This window comes from Streptomyces violaceorubidus (assembly GCF_000717995.1).
In the GTDB taxonomy this organism is placed as follows: domain Bacteria; phylum Actinomycetota; class Actinomycetes; order Streptomycetales; family Streptomycetaceae; genus Streptomyces; species Streptomyces violaceorubidus.
The window spans coordinates 68,645-86,803 of record NZ_JODM01000025.1 but is presented as its reverse complement, the minus strand read 5'-3'; the positions used below and the strand labels follow the sequence as shown (position 1 = coordinate 86,803).

The 18,159-nt window shown below is 71.8% G+C and carries 15 protein-coding genes; 3 read left to right on the top strand and 12 right to left on the bottom strand.

Features of this window, described 5'->3' with window-relative positions; all coding sequences use genetic code 11:
- Positions 1-2: 2 nt before the first annotated feature.
- The 6 genes from IE94_RS0125225 to ureA all read right to left on the bottom strand — a co-directional run bounded on the left by IE94_RS0125225 (position 3) and on the right by ureA (position 7,350).
- On the bottom strand, positions 3-1,355 hold the full coding sequence (locus tag IE94_RS0125225; RefSeq protein WP_030188494.1) for a TBP-associated factor 9 domain-containing protein: 1,353 nt from the start codon (positions 1,353-1,355) through the stop codon (positions 3-5).
- A 63-nt stretch (positions 1,356-1,418) separates the two neighbouring features.
- Positions 1,419-3,023, bottom strand: coding sequence for a citramalate synthase (gene cimA, locus IE94_RS0125220; protein ID WP_030188490.1), 1,605 nt, complete (start codon positions 3,021-3,023; stop codon positions 1,419-1,421).
- A gap of 310 nt (positions 3,024-3,333) precedes the next feature.
- The gene (locus IE94_RS0125215; protein WP_030188488.1) at positions 3,334-3,936 is read right to left on the bottom strand and encodes a TetR/AcrR family transcriptional regulator; all 603 of its coding nucleotides are present in this window, start codon (positions 3,934-3,936) and stop codon (positions 3,334-3,336) included.
- Between the two features lie 8 nt (positions 3,937-3,944).
- Positions 3,945-4,964: an agmatine deiminase family protein gene (locus IE94_RS0125210; protein WP_030188486.1), complete on the bottom strand. Its 1,020-nt coding sequence runs from the start codon at positions 4,962-4,964 to the stop codon at positions 3,945-3,947.
- Between the two features lie 29 nt (positions 4,965-4,993).
- Positions 4,994-6,670 carry an urease subunit alpha gene (locus tag IE94_RS0125205; RefSeq protein WP_030188484.1) on the bottom strand — a complete coding sequence of 559 codons (1,677 nt, stop codon included), beginning with the start codon at positions 6,668-6,670 and terminating at the stop codon, positions 4,994-4,996.
- Positions 6,667-7,350 (bottom strand): urease subunit gamma, encoded by a 684-nt coding sequence (ureA, locus tag IE94_RS0125200; RefSeq protein WP_030188482.1) that lies wholly within the window; start codon positions 7,348-7,350, stop codon positions 6,667-6,669. Before ureA ends, IE94_RS0125205 begins: the two co-directional genes overlap by 4 nt.
- A 163-nt stretch (positions 7,351-7,513) precedes the next feature.
- On the opposite strand from ureA, the gene IE94_RS0125195 reads away from it, so the two are divergent.
- On the top strand, positions 7,514-8,944 hold the full coding sequence (locus tag IE94_RS0125195) for a cytosine permease (RefSeq protein WP_030188479.1): 1,431 nt from the start codon (positions 7,514-7,516) through the stop codon (positions 8,942-8,944).
- A 74-nt stretch (positions 8,945-9,018) separates the two neighbouring features.
- On the opposite strand, the gene IE94_RS0125190 is transcribed toward IE94_RS0125195, so the two are convergent.
- The 5 genes from IE94_RS0125190 to IE94_RS0125170 all read right to left on the bottom strand — a co-directional run bounded on the left by IE94_RS0125190 (position 9,019) and on the right by IE94_RS0125170 (position 14,540).
- Positions 9,019-10,107, bottom strand: coding sequence for a branched-chain amino acid aminotransferase (locus IE94_RS0125190; RefSeq protein WP_030188477.1), 1,089 nt, complete (start codon positions 10,105-10,107; stop codon positions 9,019-9,021).
- Positions 10,108-10,368: 261 nt separating this feature from the next.
- Positions 10,369-11,412: a 3-isopropylmalate dehydrogenase gene (locus tag IE94_RS0125185; protein ID WP_030188473.1), complete on the bottom strand. Its 1,044-nt coding sequence runs from the start codon at positions 11,410-11,412 to the stop codon at positions 10,369-10,371.
- Positions 11,413-11,486: 74 nt separating this feature from the next.
- Positions 11,487-11,618: a hypothetical protein gene (locus IE94_RS41595; protein WP_011030289.1), complete on the bottom strand. Its 132-nt coding sequence runs from the start codon at positions 11,616-11,618 to the stop codon at positions 11,487-11,489.
- Positions 11,619-11,926: 308 nt separating this feature from the next.
- On the bottom strand, positions 11,927-13,567 hold the full coding sequence (pruA, locus tag IE94_RS0125175; RefSeq protein WP_030188471.1) for an L-glutamate gamma-semialdehyde dehydrogenase: 1,641 nt from the start codon (positions 13,565-13,567) through the stop codon (positions 11,927-11,929).
- 46 nt (positions 13,568-13,613) lie between these two features.
- The gene (locus IE94_RS0125170; RefSeq protein ID WP_030188469.1) at positions 13,614-14,540 is read right to left on the bottom strand and encodes a proline dehydrogenase family protein; all 927 of its coding nucleotides are present in this window, start codon (positions 14,538-14,540) and stop codon (positions 13,614-13,616) included.
- Positions 14,541-14,705: 165 nt separating this feature from the next.
- Between IE94_RS0125170 and IE94_RS0125165 the strand changes: the two genes are divergently transcribed.
- Positions 14,706-15,941, top strand: a complete 1,236-nt coding sequence (locus tag IE94_RS0125165) for a PucR family transcriptional regulator (RefSeq protein WP_030188463.1) — start codon at positions 14,706-14,708, stop codon at positions 15,939-15,941.
- Here the strand turns inward: IE94_RS0125165 and IE94_RS0125160 are convergent.
- Positions 15,922-16,512, bottom strand: a complete 591-nt coding sequence (locus tag IE94_RS0125160; RefSeq protein WP_030188461.1) for a TetR/AcrR family transcriptional regulator — start codon at positions 16,510-16,512, stop codon at positions 15,922-15,924. The genes IE94_RS0125165 and IE94_RS0125160 overlap by 20 nt on opposite strands.
- Before the next feature lie 84 nt (positions 16,513-16,596).
- Between IE94_RS0125160 and IE94_RS0125155 the strand changes: the two genes are divergently transcribed.
- Positions 16,597-18,144: an MFS transporter gene (locus tag IE94_RS0125155; protein ID WP_030188460.1), complete on the top strand. Its 1,548-nt coding sequence runs from the start codon at positions 16,597-16,599 to the stop codon at positions 18,142-18,144.
- Positions 18,145-18,159 lie beyond the last annotated feature (15 nt).

Sequence of the window (18,159 nt, the reverse complement as noted above, 5' to 3'; positions counted from 1 at the left end):
CCTCAGAAGCCGCCGCCGAAGTCCCCTCCACCGCCGAAGTCGCCGCCCCCGCCGAAGTCGCCGCCGCCGAAGCCGCCCCCGAAGTCACCGGGGTCGAAGTCGCCGCCCGAGATGTCGCCGCCCTCGTAGCCGCCGAAGTCGCCGTACCCGGTGCCGTAACCGGCCCCGTAGGCGGGGCCCGCCATCATGCTGCCGAGCAGGGTGCCGACCAGCAGTCCGGGCAGGATGCCGCCGCCGAAGTAGCCGCCCGCCCAGGGGCCGTAGGCCGGGCCCGCGTCCCAGTAGGGGCGGCGGCCGTACTCGGTGTCCACCTCGCGGATCATCGGGTCCCGCCCGTCGGACAGCCGGGCCTGGTCGGCGGCGCAGACCGGGACCTGCCGCGTCGTGCCGCCCGGCGGGGTCCAGGTGGCGTCCGCGACCGACGGGCCGTGCCGCGGGTCGAAGAAGCAGGGCGGCCGGCGTTCGGGCAGCGGCCTGCCCTCGCGGCGGGCGGCGAGCTGCGCGAGCGAGAAACGGCCGTCCTCCACCGCCTGGGTGACCGCGCGCACGTCCTCCGGTCTGCGGGCGTGGGCCATGTACGTCTTCGCCTGCTCGTAGGCGTCGAGGGCGCGTTCGTAGTCCGCCCGCATGGCGTCGTCGGCACCCCGTTCCGCCGGGTGGAAGTCCAGGCGGTCCAGTTCCTCGCCGAAGGCCGTGATGTCCTCGTCGACCACCACCCGCAGCCGTTCCAGGGCCGCCCGCTGCTCCGCCTCGCGGCGGCGGCGGTTGCGCCGGGAGACCGCGTAGACGCCCGCGCCGCCGATCACCACCACCGCGCCGGCGGTGATCAGGGCGCCCGTGGGCGCGGAGCCGCCGCCGGAGTCCCAGGACGAGGGGGCCGAGCCGCGCACACTGCGCAGCGCGTCGTCGACGAAGTCGTTCAGCTGGGCCTTGGGGTCGCCCGCGCCCCGCACGGCGGTGACCAGGTTCTGCACGCCCTGGCGGCTCAGCACGCTGCTGTCGGCGCGGGCGTCGAAGCGGTCGCCCAGGCGCACGCCGTACAGACCGGTGATGCCGGTTTCGGTGCGGATGTTCTGGAAGAGGTTCTCGGTCGGGTAGCCGGCCGGGAGGACCACCACGAAGACGGGTTCGCCGGCGTCCTCGATCTTGTCGGCGAGCGCGTCCGCGTCCGACTTGGACAGCAGGCCGGACGCGGCCGGATCCACGTAGACCGGACTCTCCCGCAGGGCGGCGCCGATCTCGGAGACATCGGTCTGCGCCTGCGCGCCCGGCGCACCGGCCAGCAGCACCGCCAGCGCGGCGACGACCGGCACGACCAGGAGACGGATGAGGACCTGAGCACGAACGCCCTTCATATGTTCGAACGTACCCGAAGGGACCTCAATCAGACATAAAGTGCGGGTCCGCGAGCGCTCGGCTCACTCGGCGGGCGCGACGCCCGCCCGCAGCAGCCCGTACGTGTAGGCGTCCTCCAGGGCCTGCCACGAGGCGGCGATGACGTTCTCCCCGACGCCCACCGTGGACCACTCCCCCGTCCCGTCCGAGGTGGAGACGAGGACCCGGGTCGTGGACTGCGTGCCGTGCACGCCCTCCAGGATGCGGACCTTGTAGTCGACCAGGTCGAGCTTGGCCAGCTCCGGGTAGATCTTCTCCAGGGCGACGCGCAGCGACCGGTCCAGGGCGTTGACCGGGCCGTTGCCCTCGGCGGTGGCGACGATGCGCTCGCCCTTGGCCCGGAGCTTCACCGTGGCCTCGTTGGCATGGGTGCCGTCGGGGCGGTCCTCGCTGATCGCGCGCCAGGATTCGACGTCGAAGTACGTGAGCGGCCTGCCCTCGGCCTCGGCGCGCAGCAGCAGCTCGAAGCTCGCGTCGGCGGCCTCGTAGGTGTAGCCCGCCAGCTCGCGTTCCTTGACCCGCTCGACGACCCGGCCGACCAGCTCGCGGTCGCCGCCGAGGTCGATGCCGAGCTCCTTGCCCTTGAGCTCGATGGAGGCGCGCCCCGCCATGTCGGAGACCAGCATCCGCATGGTGTTGCCGACCAGCTCGGGGTCGATGTGCTGGTAGAGGTCCGGGTCGACCTTGATCGCGGAGGCGTGCAGGCCGGCCTTGTGCGCGAAGGCGGAGACGCCCACGTAGGGCTGGTGGGTGGAGGGGGTGAGGTTGACGACCTCGGCGATGGCGTGGGAGATCCGGGTCATCTCGCGCAGCCGGCCCTCGGGCAGGACCTGCTTGCCGTACTTCAGCTCCAGGGCGGCCACGACCGGGAACAGGTTGGCGTTGCCGACGCGCTCGCCGTAGCCGTTGGCCGTGCACTGGACGTGGGTCGCGCCCGCGTCGACGGCGGCGAGGGTGTTGGCCACGGCGCAGCCGGTGTCGTCCTGGGCGTGGATGCCGAGCCGGGCGCCGGTGTCGGCCAGCACCGTGGCGACCACGGCCTGGACCTGCGCCGGGAGCATGCCGCCGTTGGTGTCGCACAGGATGACGACGTCGGCACCGGCCTCGGAGGCGGTGCGCACGACCGACTTCGCGTACTCGGGGTTGGCGCGGTAGCCGTCGAAGAAGTGCTCGCAGTCGACGAAGACCCGGCGGCCCTGTGCCTTGAGGTGGGAGACCGTGTCGGCGACCATCGCCAGGTTCTCGTCCAGCGTGGTGCGCAGCGCCAGTTCGACGTGCCGGTCGTGCGACTTGGCGACCAGGGTGATCACTTGGGCGCCGGAGTCGAGCAGCGCCTTGACCTGGTGGTCCTCGGCGGCGCTCGCGCCCGCGCGGCGGGTGGAACCGAAGGCGACCAGCTGGGCGTGCTGGAAGTCGATCTCCTGCTGGGCGCGGGCGAAGAACTCGGTGTCCCGCGGGTTGGCGCCGGGCCAGCCGCCCTCGATGAAGCCCACACCGAAGTCGTCCAAGTGCCGTGCGATGGCCAGCTTGTCCGCGACCGTGAGGTTGATGCCCTCGCGCTGCGCGCCGTCGCGCAGGGTGGTGTCGAAGACGTGGAACGAATCGTCGAGTTCGCTGGTTGCGGTCATGATCTGAAGGCTCCTGTAGGGGATCTCGGTCTACCGGAATGACCGGTTCCACCGTCCGTCTATGATCCCTCGCGCTCTCTTCCCGGCTCGGGGTGGGCCAGGAAAGCGAAAAACCCCTCGCGGGTGCGAGAGGTCTGCGCGCGGGTCGAGGACGACGGTGTCCACCCGTACCTGGTCGTACGTGGTGGTCACTGCGGACCGGCGCGCCTGCTGCCAATAATCATGGCGAACGAGAGCACGGGGGCAGTCTGGCACATTACGTCCCCCTGTCCACCGCCTGTCTCAGGATGCGAGCGAGGGACGGTCGGGATCAGGACCGGGCGAGGAGGCCCTCGGCGAGGAACTCCCGTGCGTGGCCGAGCACCTGCGTCCGGTCCGTCCCGCGCAGGCCGATCGCCACGTGGATGGCGAAGCCGTCGAGCAGGGCCCGCAGCCGGGACGCGAAGCGGTCCGGGTCCACCGGGCGGAACTCCCCGCGCGAGATGCCCTCGGCGAGCAGGGCGACCAGGTCGCGGTGCCAGGCGCCCTCGATGGCGGCCTGCCGGTCGCGGGCCTCCTCGGGGGCGTTCTGCGAGCGGTTCCAGACCTCCAGCCACAGCGTCCAGTGCGGGTCGCGGTGGCCCTCGGGGACGTACAGGCCGACGTAGGCGTCGAGGCGTTCGAGGGCGGTGCCGGGCCGGGTGAGCAGGCGGCCGCGCTCGGCGCCGAGGCGGCCCTCGCTCCACTCCAGGGTGCGCAGCAGCAGCTCGTCCTTGGAACGGAAGTAGTAGAGGAGGTGGCCGCTGCTCATGCCGACCTCGCGGCCGAGGGCCGCCATGGTGAGCTTCTCCAGGCCGCGCTCGGCGATCATCTCCATGGCGGCGGCGAGCACGTCCTCGCGCGGCGGGGCCTGTCTGCGCCCACCACCGGCCATGTCCGCTCCTAGATCCTCGGCTGCTGCTGCGTGATGCAGTGGATGCCTCCGCCACCCGCGAAGATCGTACGCGCGTCCACCAGGGTCACCGTCCGCTCGGGGAACAGGCGGCGGAAGATGCCCGCCGCGAGTTCGTCGTTCGGGTCGCCGAAGGCGCACAGGACGACGCCGCCGTTGCACAGGTAGTGGTTGATGTACGAGTAGTCCGCCCAGCCGCCCTGCTCGTCCTTGAGGACCGTCGGGGCGGGAACCTCGACGACCTCCAGGCGGCGGCCCCTGGCGTCACTCTCGCCGCGCAGGATCTCCAGATACCGCTGCGAACGCTCGTGGTCGGGGTGCCGGGGGTCGCGCTGGCTGTGCACGACGACGGTGCCCGGGCGGGCGAAGGCGGCGACGATGTCGACGTGGCCCTGGGTGCCGTACCTGCCGTAGTCGCCGGTCAGGCCGTGCGGGAGCCAGATCGCCCGGGTCGTGCCGAGCTTGGCGTGGACCTCCGCCTCGACCTCCTCGCGGCTCCAGCCCGGATTGCGGCCGGGGCCGAGCTGGACGGTGTCGGTCAGCAGCACCGTGCCCTCGCCGTCGACGTGGATCGCGCCGCCCTCGTTGACCAGCGCGCTGCCCAGCACGGGGGCACCGGCGAGGTCCGCCACCTGGCGGGCGATCTTCGCGTCGTGCTCCCAGCGGGCCCAGTCCTGGGCGCCCCAGCCGTTGAAGACCCAGTCCACGGCGGCGAGCCCGCCCTGCCCGTCCGTCACGAAGGTCGGGCCGATGTCCCGCATCCAGGCGTCGTCCAGCTCGCGCTCCACCAGGTCGACGTCCGGGCCGAGCAGCTCGCGGGCGGTGTCCGCCTGGCCGGGCCCGTGCACCATCGTCACCGGCTCGAAACGGCGCACCGCGCGGGCGACGGAGGCCCAGGCCGCACGGGCCCCGGCCAGCTCCTCGGCGTCGGTGAACGTCGCGTTGGGGCCGGGCCAGGCCATCCAGGTGCGTTCGTGCGGGGCCCACTCGGGCGGCATGCGGAAGGTCATCGAGGTGTCCCAGGAGGTCAGAGGGGGCGTCAGAGGAAGTAGAGGCGGTTGAGCGAGACGGACTCGGCCGCGTCGCAGCGCAGCGGGTCGCCGTCGAGGGTGACCAGGCCGGTGCGCTGGTCCACGTCGACCGCGCCGGTACGGGTGTTCAGGAGCAGGTCGGCGGGGCCGATGCCGCGGGTGCCGCGCACGGCGACCCGGCGGCGCCTGGTCGGCAGGGTGTCGTGGCCCTGGTCGAGGGCGGCCCGCGCGACGAAGGCCACCGAGATCTCGGCGGGCGTGGCGCCGTGCGCGCCGAACTGCGGCCCGAGGACCAGGGGTTCGCAGGTGTCGGTGGCCGCGTTCGGGTCGCCGACCACGCCGTACGCCGGGAAGCCCGACTTGAGCACCAGCTGCGGCTTGGCGCCGAAGTACTCCGGGCGCCACAGCACGATGTCGGCGAGCTTGCCGACCTCGAGGGAGCCGACCTCGTGCGCGAGGCCGTGGGCGAGGGCGGGGTTGATGGTCAGCTTGGCCAGGTAGCGCAGGACCCGCTCGTTGTCGTGGTCGTCCGGGGCGCCGAACCGGGCCTTCATCAGGCCCGCCATGGCGAGGGTGCGGCGGACGGTCTCGCCGGCCCGGCCCATGCCCTGCGCGTCGGAGGAGGTGATGCCGATGGCGCCCAGGTCGTGCAGCACGTTCTCGGCGCCCATGGTCCCGGCGCGGATGCGGTCGCGGGCCATGGCGGCGTCGCCGGGCAGGTCGGTCTTGAGGTCGTGGACGGAGACGATCATTCCGTAGTGCTCGGCGACCGCGTCCCGGCCGAAGGGCAGGGTCGGATTGGTGGAGGAGCCGATGACGTTCGGCACCCCGGCCATCTTCAGCACGTTCGGGACGTGTCCGCCGCCGCAGCCCTCGATGTGGAAGGCGTGGATGGTCCGGCCCTCCAGGACCCGGAGGGTGTCCTCCACGGAGAGGCATTCGTTGAGTCCGTCGCTGTGCAGGGCGACCTGGACGTCGTGCTCCTCGGCGACGCGCAGCGCGGTGTCGAGCGCGCGGGTGTGGGCGCCCATGTCCTCGTGCACCTTGAAGCCGGACGCCCCGCCCTCGGCCAGCGCCTCGATCAGCGAGGCCTCGTGCGAGGAGGAACCCCGGCCCAGGAAGCCGATGTTGACCGGCCAGGCGTCGAAGGCACCGAACGCGTGCCGGAGCGCCCAGGGCGAGTTGACGCCCACGCCCCACACCGGGCCGAACTCCTGCCCGATGATCGTCGTCACGCCGGAGGCCAGCGAGGCCTCCATGACGCGCGGGGAGAGCAGGTGGACATGGGTGTCCACGGCACCCGCGGTGGCGATCAGGCCCTCGCCGGACACGATCGTGGTGCCGGTGCCGACCACGACGTCGACGCCGTCGAGGGTGTCGGGGTTCCCGGCCCGGCCGATGGCGTGGATGCGCCCCTCGCGGATGCCGATCGACACCTTCCGGATGCCCTGCACGGCGTCGATCACGACCACGTTGCTGATCACGACGTCGCAGGTCTCCCGGACGGCCGCGGCCTTCAGGTGCAGTCCGTCGCGGGCGGTCTTGCCGAAACCGGCGAGGAACTCGTCGCCGTACCGCTGGGCGTCGGACTCGACGCGGATCACCAGCCCCGAGTCGCCGAGGCGGAGCCGGTCGCCGGCGCGCGGCCCGTGGGTGGCGGCGTAGGCGTAGGGGTCGACGCTCATCGGTGTGCTCCCAGATATCCGCAGGCGGCGGCCCGGCGCAGGGCCTCCTCCCGGGCGCCCGGCGCGTCCAGCGGGCCGTCGACGAGCCCGGCGAATCCGATGACGACGCGCGCGCCGCCGATCGGCACGAGCCCCACCTCGACGCGTTCGCCGGGTCCGAAGCGGACCGAGGACCCGGCGGGCACGGCCAGGCGCATGCCGTAGGCCCGCCCGCGGTCGAAGTCCAGGCGCGGGTTGGCCTCGAAGAAGTGGAAGTGGGAGGTCACGGAGACGGGCACGGTCGCGGTGTTGGTGACCGGGATCCGCACCGCCGCCTCGGGTTCGGCGTGTCCGGGGCCCGGCAGCAGGCCGCCGGGGGCGTCGGCGCCGAGCCCGCCGCCCCCGACGGGGTCGGTGACGACCGCGAGGCGGGAGCCGTCGTCGAAGACGGCCTCCACGTGCACCTCGGTGACCACGTCCGCGACGCCGGGCAGGACGTCGTCCGGACCGAGCACGGACCGGGCGCGCTCGACGGCCTCCGCGAGGCGCACCCCGTCGCGGGCGGCCTCGCACACGGTGTCCGCGATCAGCGCGGTCGCCTCCGGCACGTTCAGCCTGAGCCCGCGGGCCCGGCGGGCGCGGGCCAGCTCGGCCGCCCCGAAGAGCAGCAGCCGATCCCGTTCCGTGGGGGTCAGTCTCACGCCGCGACACCTCCTCATCCAGCCACAATTTGAGTACCACTCAAATGACACCCATCACTCTAAGCGCCAAATAGACGTACGTGAACCGTTGACGAGCGGTACGGGCAGACGTCACATTGAACGTCGCTCTAAACATCCCGGCGGCCGTCGAAGGAGACCAGCCATGCCGATAGAACAGCGCGGAGTCGACACCATCCCCGAGGCGGAGCGCACCAGCGGTCCCCGGGACCTGGTCTCGATCCTGCTGGGGTCCAACCTCTGTCTGGGCGTGATCGTCTTCGGTTGGCTGCCGCCGTCCTTCGGCCTCGGCTGGTGGGCGTCGGTGGGTTCGGTGGTCGCGGGGACGGTCGTCGGCACGGTGTTCACGGCCCCGCTGGCCCTGATCTCCCTGCGCACCGGCACCAACCTGTCCACGTCCTCCGGCGCCCAGTTCGGCGTGCGCGGACGGCTGGTCGGCTCGGTGGTCGGACTGCTGCTGGCCCTCGGCTACACCGCGCTGACCGTGTGGATCGGCGGGGACGTGATGGCGGGCGTGCTGGGACGGCTCTTCGGCCTGCCGCGGGGCGGTGCGACGTACGCCGTCGTCTACGGCCTGCTGGCCGCCGCGACCGTCGCGGGCGCGGTCTACGGCTACCGGGTGCTGCTGGCCATGTCCCGGGTGCTGGCCTACGGCATGACGGCGCTGCTGGTCCTCGGCGTGATCGCCTACGCCCCCGATTTCACCACCGCCGCGCTGCCGGAGGCGGGCGGGTATCTGCTGGCCGGCTTCTGGCCGACGTGGCTGCTGGCCGCCGTCGCCGCGGGACTGTCCGGGCCGATCGCCTTCATCACGCTGCTCGGCGACTACACCCGCTACATCTCCCCGGTCCGCTTCTCCTCCCGCCGGGTGCTGCACGCCACCTGGCTGGGCCTGACGCTGGGCCTGCTGGTCCCGCAGCTCTTCGGCACCTTCACGGCGTACGCCGCCCGCGCCGCCCTGGACTACGCGGGCCCGCTGGTCGACGCCGCCCCCGCCTGGTACCTGGTCCCGCTGCTGCTCGCCGCCTCGGCGGGCTCGGTCGGCAACGCGGGGCTGATGCTGTACTCGATGGGCCTGGACCTGGACGCCATCCTGCCGCGCGCCTCCCGGGCCCGCGCCACCTGCACCGTCGCCGTCGTCGCCACGGTCTGTGTCTTCGCCGGGCACTACGCCTGGCAGGCGCAGTCGGCGATGACGTCCTTCGTGCTGCTGCTGACGGCGATCGGCACCCCGTGGGCGGTCATCACGATGATCGGCGCGGTGCGCTGCGGCGGCGTCTACGACGCGGACGCCCTCCAGGTCTTCAACCGCCGGGCGCGGGGCGGGATCTACTGGTACCGCTCCGGCTGGAACGTCCCCGCGACGGCCGCCTGGGCGGTGGGCGCGGCGGTCGGCGTGCTGGCGGTGTCGCTGCCGTCGTACGAGGGTCCGCTGCTGTCCCTCACCGGCGGGGTGGACTGCAGCTTCCTGCTGTCGGGACTGGTGGGCGGGGTGGTGTACGTGCTGTCGCCGCGGCCCCGGGCCGCCTTGCCGGAGGAGGCCGGGGTCGACGAACTCAGCCCGTCCGGCTCTTGAGGACGGGGCCGTTCAGGCCGAAGCGGGGATCTGGGGGCGGGAGCCCCAGCGGCCCCGCCCCCGCGCCCCACAGCTCAGGCCAGCGTGTGCATCCACCCGTGCACGTCCGCGACCGTGCCCCGCTGGATGTCCAGCAGCGCGTCCCGCAGCCGCTGCGTCACCTCGCCCGTCTCGCCCCCGCTCTGCTGCCACTCGGCACCGGACCGCTTGACCGTGCCGACGGGGGTGATCACGGCCGCCGTACCGCAGGCGAAGACCTCGGTGAGGGTGCCGTTCTCCGAGTCGCGCTGCCACTGGTCGACCGAGACGCGGCCCTCCTCGGCCTCGTAGCCGAGGTCGCGGGCGACGGTGAGCAGGGAGTCGCGGGTCACGCCCTCCAGGATGGAGCCGGTGAGAGTGGGCGTGATGATCTTGTTCCCGTACACGAAGTACAGGTTCATGCCGCCCAGTTCCTCGACCCACTTGCGCTCGATGGCGTCGAGGTAGCAGACCTGGTCGCAGCCCTTGGCGGCGGCCTCGGCCTGGGCGAGCAGGGAGGCCGCGTAGTTGCCGCCGGTCTTGGCGTCGCCCATGCCGCCTGGGACGGCGCGGACGCGGTCCTCGGAGACCCAGATGGACACCGGCTTGACGCCGCCCGGGAAGTAGGCGCCGGCCGGGGAGGCGATGACGAGGAAGAGGTACTCGTTGGCCGGCTTGACGCCCAGGCCGACCTCGGTGGCGATCATGAAGGGGCGCAGGTAGAGCGACTCCTCGCCGCCGTGCGCCGGGACCCACTTCTCGTCCTGCCCGACCAGCGCGTCGCAGGCCTCGATGAAGGTGTCGACCGGAAGCTCGGGCATCCCCAGGCGGCGCGAGGACGCCTGGAAGCGGGCGCCGTTCTTCTCCGGGCGGAAGGTGGCGACGGAGCCGTCGGGCCGCCGGTAGGCCTTCAGCCCCTCGAAGATCTCCTGCGCGTAGTGCAGGACCATGGTGGCCGGGTCGAGGGAGAGCGGGGCGTACGGCACGAGTTGGCCGTCGTGCCAGCCGCGGCCCTCGGTCCACTTGATCGTCACCATGTGGTCGGTGAAGTGGCGGCCGAACCCGGGGTTGGCCAGAATCGCCGCGCGCTCGGAGTCCGAGAGCGGGTTGGCGGAGGGCTTGAGCTCGATCGTGGGCGTCGTCATGGGTGGCTGTCCTTCACCGGTGTGTGTTGTGACGGGCCGCGGTCACGCCCGTACGGCCGGTGGCCGGTGCGTGGACGTCCGTGCATTCCCTCGGGTCGCGGCTTCGCGTTCGATTATCGCGCGCGGCCCACGACGGGTGAAGCGGGGTGAATGCGGCCCAGGGTTCGATGGTCGCACCTGGCGGACGCAGGAGAAAGCCGCCGGGTGCCTTGCTTGTCGGACCCGGCGGCTTCGAAAGGTTGGGTTTCGAGTGCGCCGGCGTCAGCCGGCTACTCGTACGGCGAGTGCGTCGCCGATCTCGGAGGTGCTCCGGGCGGGCAGGCCGCCGCGCTCGCCGAGGTCCACGGAGACGGCTTCCTCGATCCGGACCGCCTCGTCCTCGTGGCCGAGGTGGCGCAGCAGCAGGGCGACGGACAGGACCGTGGCGGTGGGGTCGGCCTTGCCCTGGCCGGCGATGTCGGGCGCGGAGCCGTGCACCGGCTCGAACATCGAGGGGAAGTCGCCGGACGGGTTGATGTTCCCGCTGGCGGCAACGCCGATGCCGCCGGAGACGGCCGCGGCGAGGTCGGTGATGATGTCGCCGAACAGGTTGTCGGTGACGATCACGTCGAAGCGGGCCGGGTCGGTGACCAGGAAGATGGTCGCGGCGTCGACGTGGATGTAGTCGGTGGTGACCTCGGGGTACTCGGCGGCCACCTTGTTGAAGACGTTGGTCCACAGGTGTCCCGCGAAGGTCAGCACGTTGTTCTTGTGGACCAGCGTGAGCTTCTTGCGGGGGCGGGCCTGGGCCCGGGCGAAGGCGTCGCGGACGACGCGCTCGACGCCGTAGGCCGTGTTGACGGAGACCTCGGTGGCGACCTCGTGCTCGGTGCCCTTGCGGATGGTGCCGCCGTTGCCCGTGTACGGGCCCTCGGTGCCCTCCCGGACCACGACGAAGTCGATCTCGGGCTGACCGGCGAGCGGCGTGGCGACACCGGGCAGGAGCTTGCTCGGCCGCAGGTTGACGTGGTGGTCGAAGGCGAAGCGGAGCTTGAGCAGGAAGCCGCGCTCCAGCACGCCGGACGGCACCGACGGGTCGCCGATCGCGCCGAGCAGGATGGCGTCGTGCGCCTTGAGGGCGTCGAGGTCGGCGTCGGTGAGGGTCTCACCGGTGGCGTGGTAGCGCCGGGCGCCGAAATCGAATTCCTTGGTCTCCAGCTTCACATCCTGCGGAAGGACGGCGGAGAGGACCTTGAGACCCTCGGCCACGACCTCCTGGCCGATGCCGTCACCGGGAATCACTGCGAGATTGAGGCTGCGAGACATGTCGGCACCCTACCGCTCGTCCCACGGGATGACATGAGGCGTCCGCCATGCGGACGCCAGGTCGTCCGCGCGGCTCAGTGGCCGGTGGCGCCGCCGTTGTCCCTGCGGTCGAGGGAGCGCTGGAGGGCGGCCGCGGCGTTCTTGCGGTCGGAGTCGCTGGTACGGGAGAGGTGGCGGACTCGGCGGCGGACGGTGGTCTCGGCCATGGGAATCGACTCCTTCGGCACAGCACACGGGGTGCGGAGAAAGGGGATTGCGTAGGGCCGGAAGGGGCGGGGAGCACGGTGCCGCAGGGGTTGCCTGCCACGGGCACGGGCTCACGACCGCCATTCGCTCGATCGAGCGGGACGTTCGGCTCCTACAAAAGTAAGGGAGCGCACCGCGTCTGTCTCCACAATTACTCGGACTTCCTACTATCTGAGACAGTGCCTTCGCTCACACCGCCCCGACCTGCGAAAACGCCCGGCGGGCCAGGTCGGTCGACCTGGCCCGCCGGGCGCTGCGCACGCGGGTGTCAGCCCATGTGCGGGTAGGTGTAGTCGGTCGGCGGGACCAGCGTCTCCTTGATGGCGCGGGTCAGCGTCCAGCGCATCAGGTTCTGCGGGGCGCCCGCCTTGTCGTTGGTGCCGGAGGCACGGCCGCCGCCGAAGGGCTGCTGGCCGACGACGGCGCCGGTCGACTTGTCGTTGATGTAGAAGTTGCCGGCCGCGTAGCGCAGCTTCTCCATCGTGTAGGCCGCCGCCGCGCGGTCGCCCGCGATGACCGAGCCGGTGAGCGCGTAGTCCGACACCGACTCCATCTGGGTCAGCATCGTGTCGTAGGCGTCGTCGGCGCTGTCGTCGTAGACGTACACGGCGAGGAAGGGGCCGAAGTACTCGGTGCGGAAGACCTCGTTCTCCGGGTCGGTGCACTCCACGACCGTCGGGCGGACGAAGTAGCCGACGGAGTCGTCGTAGGAGCCGCCCGCGACGATGGTGCAGGTCTCGTCCGCCTTGGCGCGGTCGATGGCGGCCTTGTTCTTGGCGAAGGACCGCTCGTCGATGACGGCGCCGATGAAGTTCGACAGGTCGGTGACGTCACCCATGGTGAGGTAGTCGACCTCGGCGGCGAACTCCTCCTTGAACCCGTCGTTCCAGATGGACGCCGGGATGTACGCGCGCGAGGTGGCGCTGCACTTCTGGCCCTGGTACTCGAAGGCACCGCGGGTCAGCGCGGTCTTGAGCACGGCGCGGTCGGCGCTCGGGTGGGCGACCAGGAAGTCCTTGCCGCCGGTCTCGCCGACCAGGCGCGGGTAGGTGCGGTACTTCTCGATGTTGTTGCCGACCGTCTTCCACAGGTGCTGGAAGGTCTTGGTCGAGCCGGTGAAGTGGATGCCCGCGAGGTCCCGGTGCTCCAGGGCGACCTCGGAGACCGCGATGCCGTCGCCGGTGACCAGGTTGATGACGCCCTTGGGCAGCCCGGCCTCCTCCAGGAGCTGCATGAGCAGCACGGCGGCGTGGGTCTGCGTCGGGGACGGCTTCCAGACCACCACGTTGCCCATCAGGGCGGGGGCGGTGGGCAGGTTGGCCGCGATCGCGCTGAAGTTGAACGGCGTGATCGCGTAGACGAAGCCCTCCAGCGGGCGGTGGTCCATGCGGTTCCACACGCCCGGGGAGTTGGCCGGGGGCTGCTCGGCCAGGATGCCTCGCGCGTAGTGGACGTTGAAGCGCCAGAAGTCGACCAGCTCGCAGGGGCTGTCGATCTCGGCCTGCTGGGCGGTCTTGGACTGGCCGAGCATGGTGGAGGCGGCGATGGTCTCGCGCCAGGGACCCGACAGCAGCTCGGCGGCGCGCAGGATGATCGCCGCGCGGTCGTCGAAGGACATCGCGCGCCACGCGGGGGCGGCGGCCAGGGCGGCGTCGATCGCGTCCTGGGCGTCCTGCCGGGTGGCGTTGGCGTAGGTGCCCAGGCGCGCCTTGTGGTTGTGCGGCTGCACGACGTCGAAGCGCTCACCGCCGCCCATCCGCTTCACACCGCCGATGGTGCAGGGCAGGTCGAAGGGGTTGTCGGCGAGGTGACGGAGCTTCTCTTCGAGTCGAGCCCGCTCCGGGGAACCGGGCGCGTAGCCGTGCACCGGCTCGTTGACGGGGGTGGGGACCTGGGTCACAGCGTCCATGGGTTCCGTAACTCCTTTAACTGAGCGGTCTTGCGAGCGGGTGGGCTCAGCCCTTGCTGACCATCGAGCGGGCGAAGAACCGGAGGTTGGCCGGCTTCTCCGCCAGACGGCGCATGAAGTAGCCGTACCAGTCGGTGCCGTAGGCGGTGTAGACGCGCATGCGGTGGCCCTCGGCGGCGAGCCGCAGGTGCTCCTCGCCCCGGATGCCGTACAGCATCTGGAACTCGTACTCGTCGAGCTTGCGTCCGGCCGTGCGGGCCAGCTCCTGGCCGATGGAGATCAGGCGCGGGTCGTGGGACCCGATCATCGGGTAGCCCTCGCCCTCCATCAGCGTGCGCAGGATGCGGACGTACGCCTTGTCGATCTCGTGGCGCTGCTGGTACGCGACCTCGGCGGGCTCCTTGTAGGCGCCCTTCACCAACCGTACGCGAGAGCCGCTGTCGGCGAGCCGGCGCGCGTCGGCCTCGGTGCGGAAGAGGTAGGCCTGGATGACGCAGCCGGTCTGCGGGAAGTCCTTCCGCAGCTCCTCGTGGATGGCGAACATCGAGTCGAGGGTGGTGTGGTCCTCGGCGTCGAGGGTGACCGTGGTGCCGATCTCGGCGGCGGCCTCGACGACCGGGCGGACGTTCTCGAGCGCCATGTCGTGGCCGCCGTCCAGCGCCTGGCCGAACATCGACAGCTTCACCGACATCTCGGCGCGGGTGCCGAGGTCGAGCGGCTTGAGCCGGTCGATCAGCTCCAGGTACGCGTCGCGGGCGGCCTCGGCCTGCGCGGGGGTGGTGATGTCCTCGCCGACGACGTCCATCGTCAGTTCCAGGCCCTGATCGGTGAGCTCCCGGATGATCGGCACGATCTGGTCGACCGTCTCGCCGGGGATGAACCGGTCGACGACCGGCTTGGTCACGGGCGCGGCCGAGACGAGACGACGCATCCGGTCGCTGCGCGACGCGGCGAGAATCACGGGACCCAGCACGGGGCACCTCCACTTACCAACCAACACAGGGGCCGCTGCCCGCACAGGGGCGAACGGCACGGAGAACCACCGTGAAATCTAAGGATCCTCCCGATCGTCGGCTATCGACAGCTGTCACGCATCCGTGCCACGGATCTCAGACGGATGTATGAAGGGCGCGCGCATATGCGGCAGAATGCCCGGGTGACGTCCGATTCCCGAGGGACCGCAGGCACCGGTGGTACCCGTGGTGACTACCAGGAGCTGGTCGACGAGCTCTCCGAGCTGCTGGGCGCGCCCGCGACCCTGGAGAACCGCGACTTCGAGCTGATCGCCTTCGGCGCCTACGACAGCGAGGGCGACCTCGACCCCACGGTCCTCGACCCGGTGCGCACCCGCTCGATCCTCACCCGGCGCTCCACCGCCGCGGTCCGGGCGTGGTTCGAGGGCTTCGGCATCACCCGGGCGACCGGACCGGTCCGCATCCCGCCGACCCCCGAGGCGGGGGTGTATCGCGGGCGCGTCTGCCTGCCGGTACGCCATCGGGGGGTGGTCCTCGGCTATGTGTGGCTCCTGGACACCGATCCGGGCCCGACCGAGCGGCAGCTGGCGGCGGCCATGGCGGTCACGGCGCGGATCGGCGCGCTGCTCGCCGACGAGGCCCAGCACGGCGCCGACCTGAGCCGGGAGCTGCGGGCGGTGCTGACCGCCGAGCGGGACTGGCAGCGGGACATGGCGGTGGCGGAGCTGCGCAGCGCGCTGGGCCCGCGGGCGGACACCCCGCACGCGGTGGTCTGCGTGGCGCCCTGGCCCTCGGCCGACCCGGACGACGCGCCCTCGGTCCGCACGGTGCCGGGGGCGACGGCCCTGTGCGCGGTGCCGTGGGGAGCCGCCGCGGTGTCACTGGCCCTGCTGGTCCGGCTGCGCTCGGTGGACGTGGTCACCCCGGCGACCTCGGCGGCGGGGCGGCTGCTGGAGCGGGTCACGGCCCGGGACGCCGGCGGGACGGCCGGGGTCGCGGCCGGCGTCTCGGCGCCGCGGACGGGTCTCGCGGACCTGGGGACGGCCTGGGCACAGGCGTCGGCCGCGGCCCGGGCGGCGCGCGCCGAGGCGCGGTTCGCCCCCGTCGCCCAGTGGACGGACATCGGGCCGTACCGTCTGCTGACCGCGCTGCCCCCGCGCTCCGCCCAGGATCCCGCCGTAGGCGCGCTGCTCTCCCCCGCCCACCGCGAACTCGCCCGCACCGCCGAGGTCTACCTGGACCGTGCGGGCCAGGCCGGGCGGACCGCCGCCGAGCTGGGCGTCCACCGCCAGACGCTGTACTACCGCCTGTCGCGCGTCGAACAGCTCACGGGCCTGGACCTGGACGACGGGGAGGACCGGCTGCTGCTGCACATGGCGCTCAAGGCGCGTCGCCTGTAGCGGCACCCTCGATCACCTGGCGCAGGCCGGCGGCGAGCTGCCCGCCGTCGGGCGCGGACTTCGGGTCGAACGTCCACTGGGCGATGAGCCCCGTCATCAGGGTCACGTAGAACATGCCGAGGGTGTCCACCCGCTCGTCGGACACGTCCTCCTCCCGGCCGCCCATCAGCAGCGGGATCAGGCCGCGCCCGGCCTCGCGCTGCGCCACCGCCAGGTGGTCGCGGACCTCGGGCAGCCGGTCGCCCAGAGCGAGGACCTCCATGCTGAGCCGCCACACCGAACCGGGCTCCTTCATGGTGGCGACGATGTTCGACCACACCCGCTCGAACCGCTCCAGGGAGCCCGGCGCCGTCTCCTCCAGGCTTCCGTCGCCCTCGAAGGCGTCACCCACGCCCTCGACCAGCGACACGTAGGCCCGCGCGAGCAGGGCGTCCTTCGAACCGTAGTGGTAGCCGATGGAGGCCAGGTTGGTCCCCGACTCCTTGACGATGTCGCGGGCGGTCGTGTGCACGAACCCCTTGGCCAGCAGGCAGCGCTTGGCGCCTTCGAGCAGATCCTCACGGTGTCCCATGCCGTCACCCTATCCATCCGTCCAGACAGCCGTATTATACAAGCGTTCTAGACAAGCGTATAAGACGTGCGTACAGTCTCCGCCATGACAACGAACCCGTCCCCGGCCGGCCGCCGTGAGTGGACCGCGCTGGGCGTACTGATGCTTCCGCTGCTGCTGGTCTCGATGGACGTCTCCGTCCTGTACTTCGCGATCCCGGAGATCAGCGCGGACCTGGACCCGAGCGGCGTCCAGCAGCTGTGGATCTTCGACATCTACGGCTTCGTCCTGGCCGGCCTGCTGATGACGATGGGAGCGATCGGCGACCGCGTCGGCTGCCGCAGGCTGCTCCTCCTAGGCGCCGTGGCCTTCGGCGCGGCCTCACTGCTCGCCGCCTACGCGCACACCGCCGAGACCCTGATCGCGGCCCGCGCGGTCCTCGGCATCGGCGGCGCCACCCTGATGCCGTCGACGATGGCGCTGGTCCGCACGATGTTCACCGACCCCGGCCAGCGGGCGAAGGCGATCGGGCTGTGGTCGGGGGTGATGACGGCCGGGATCGCGCTCGGCTCGGTGATGAGCGGGGTGCTCGTGGAGCACTTCTGGTGGGGCTCGGTCTTCCTGGTCAACCTGCCCGCGATGGCCCTGCTGCTGATCCTCGGTCCGGTGCTGCTCCCGGAGTCCAAGAACCCCTCCCCCGGCCGCTTCGACCTGCTGAGCGTCCCGCTGTCGATGGCGGCGGTCCTGCCCGTGGTCTACGGCCTCAAGGAGCTGCCCTCCGAGGGCTGGAACGTCCGCTACGTCGTCTCGATCACCGTCGGCCTGCTGTTCGCGGCCCTGTTCGTGCACCGCCAGCGCACCTCGGACTCGCCGATGATCTCGCCCGCCCTCTTCCGCGGACACGGTTTCACCCCGGCGCTGGTCCTCAACACCCTGTCGGCCTTCGGGATGATGGGCTCGGCGTACTTCACCACCCAGTACCTGCAGTCGGTCCTCGACAAGAGCGCGCTGGAGGCCGCGTTGTGGAGCCTGCTGCCGTCGGTGCTCATCGGCGCCGCCGCACCGGTCGCCGCCCAACTGGTGCAGCGCGGTGTCGAGCGCGCGTACGTCGTGACGGCCGGCTTCGTCATCGCCGCGTGCGGCTACGGGCTGCTGGCCCTGTCCGGTACGGACTCGCTGTGGCTGGTGCTGGCCGCGTGCGGCGTCCTCGCCGCCGGCATCGTCGTCGTGATGTCCCTGCTCACCGACCTGGCCCTCAGCTCGGCCCCGGTCGAGAAGGCGGGTGCGGCCTCCTCACTGCTGGAGACCGCCACCGAGTTCGGCGGCGCCCTGGGCATGGCCGCCCTCGGTTCCATCGGAACGGCCCTCTACCGCCACGGCGTCCCCTCGGACGCACCGGCACCGGCCCAGGAAACCCTCGGCGGGGCACTGGCCGTCGCCGCCGAACTGCCCGGGCGCACGGGAGACGCCCTGGCGACGGCGGCACGCGAGGCGTTCACCGACGGCATGCAGGGTGCCGCGATCGCGGGCGCGGTACTGCTCCTCGGCGCGGCGGGGCTGGCGGCGCTCGGCCTGCGGCACATCCGGGTGCGCCCGGAGGCGGAGACGGCAAACGCCGGAGAGGCTGACCGACTCAGCCCGTCCGGCGTTTGAGGAGAGGCCCGTTCA

Excerpts from the sequence above, each read along its gene's own strand:
- IE94_RS0125225 (WP_030188494.1), bottom strand. The coding sequence starts at position 1,355 with ATGAAGGGCGTTCGTGCTCAGGTCCTCATCCGTCTCCTGGTCGTGCCG.
- cimA (WP_030188490.1), bottom strand. The coding sequence starts at position 3,023 with ATGACCGCAACCAGCGAACTCGACGATTCGTTCCACGTCTTCGACACC.
- IE94_RS0125215 (WP_030188488.1), bottom strand. The coding sequence starts at position 3,936 with ATGGCCGGTGGTGGGCGCAGACAGGCCCCGCCGCGCGAGGACGTGCTC.
- IE94_RS0125210 (WP_030188486.1), bottom strand. The coding sequence starts at position 4,964 with ATGACCTTCCGCATGCCGCCCGAGTGGGCCCCGCACGAACGCACCTGG.
- IE94_RS0125205 (WP_030188484.1), bottom strand. The coding sequence starts at position 6,670 with ATGAGCGTCGACCCCTACGCCTACGCCGCCACCCACGGGCCGCGCGCC.
- IE94_RS0125195 (WP_030188479.1), top strand. The coding sequence starts at position 7,514 with ATGCCGATAGAACAGCGCGGAGTCGACACCATCCCCGAGGCGGAGCGC.
- IE94_RS0125190 (WP_030188477.1), bottom strand. The coding sequence starts at position 10,107 with ATGACGACGCCCACGATCGAGCTCAAGCCCTCCGCCAACCCGCTCTCG.
- IE94_RS0125185 (WP_030188473.1), bottom strand. The coding sequence starts at position 11,412 with ATGTCTCGCAGCCTCAATCTCGCAGTGATTCCCGGTGACGGCATCGGC.
- IE94_RS41595 (WP_011030289.1), bottom strand. The coding sequence starts at position 11,618 with ATGGCCGAGACCACCGTCCGCCGCCGAGTCCGCCACCTCTCCCGTACC.
- pruA (WP_030188471.1), bottom strand. The coding sequence starts at position 13,567 with ATGGACGCTGTGACCCAGGTCCCCACCCCCGTCAACGAGCCGGTGCAC.
- IE94_RS0125165 (WP_030188463.1), top strand. The coding sequence starts at position 14,706 with ATGCGGCAGAATGCCCGGGTGACGTCCGATTCCCGAGGGACCGCAGGC.
- IE94_RS0125160 (WP_030188461.1), bottom strand. The coding sequence starts at position 16,512 with ATGGGACACCGTGAGGATCTGCTCGAAGGCGCCAAGCGCTGCCTGCTG.
- IE94_RS0125155 (WP_030188460.1), top strand. The coding sequence starts at position 16,597 with ATGACAACGAACCCGTCCCCGGCCGGCCGCCGTGAGTGGACCGCGCTG.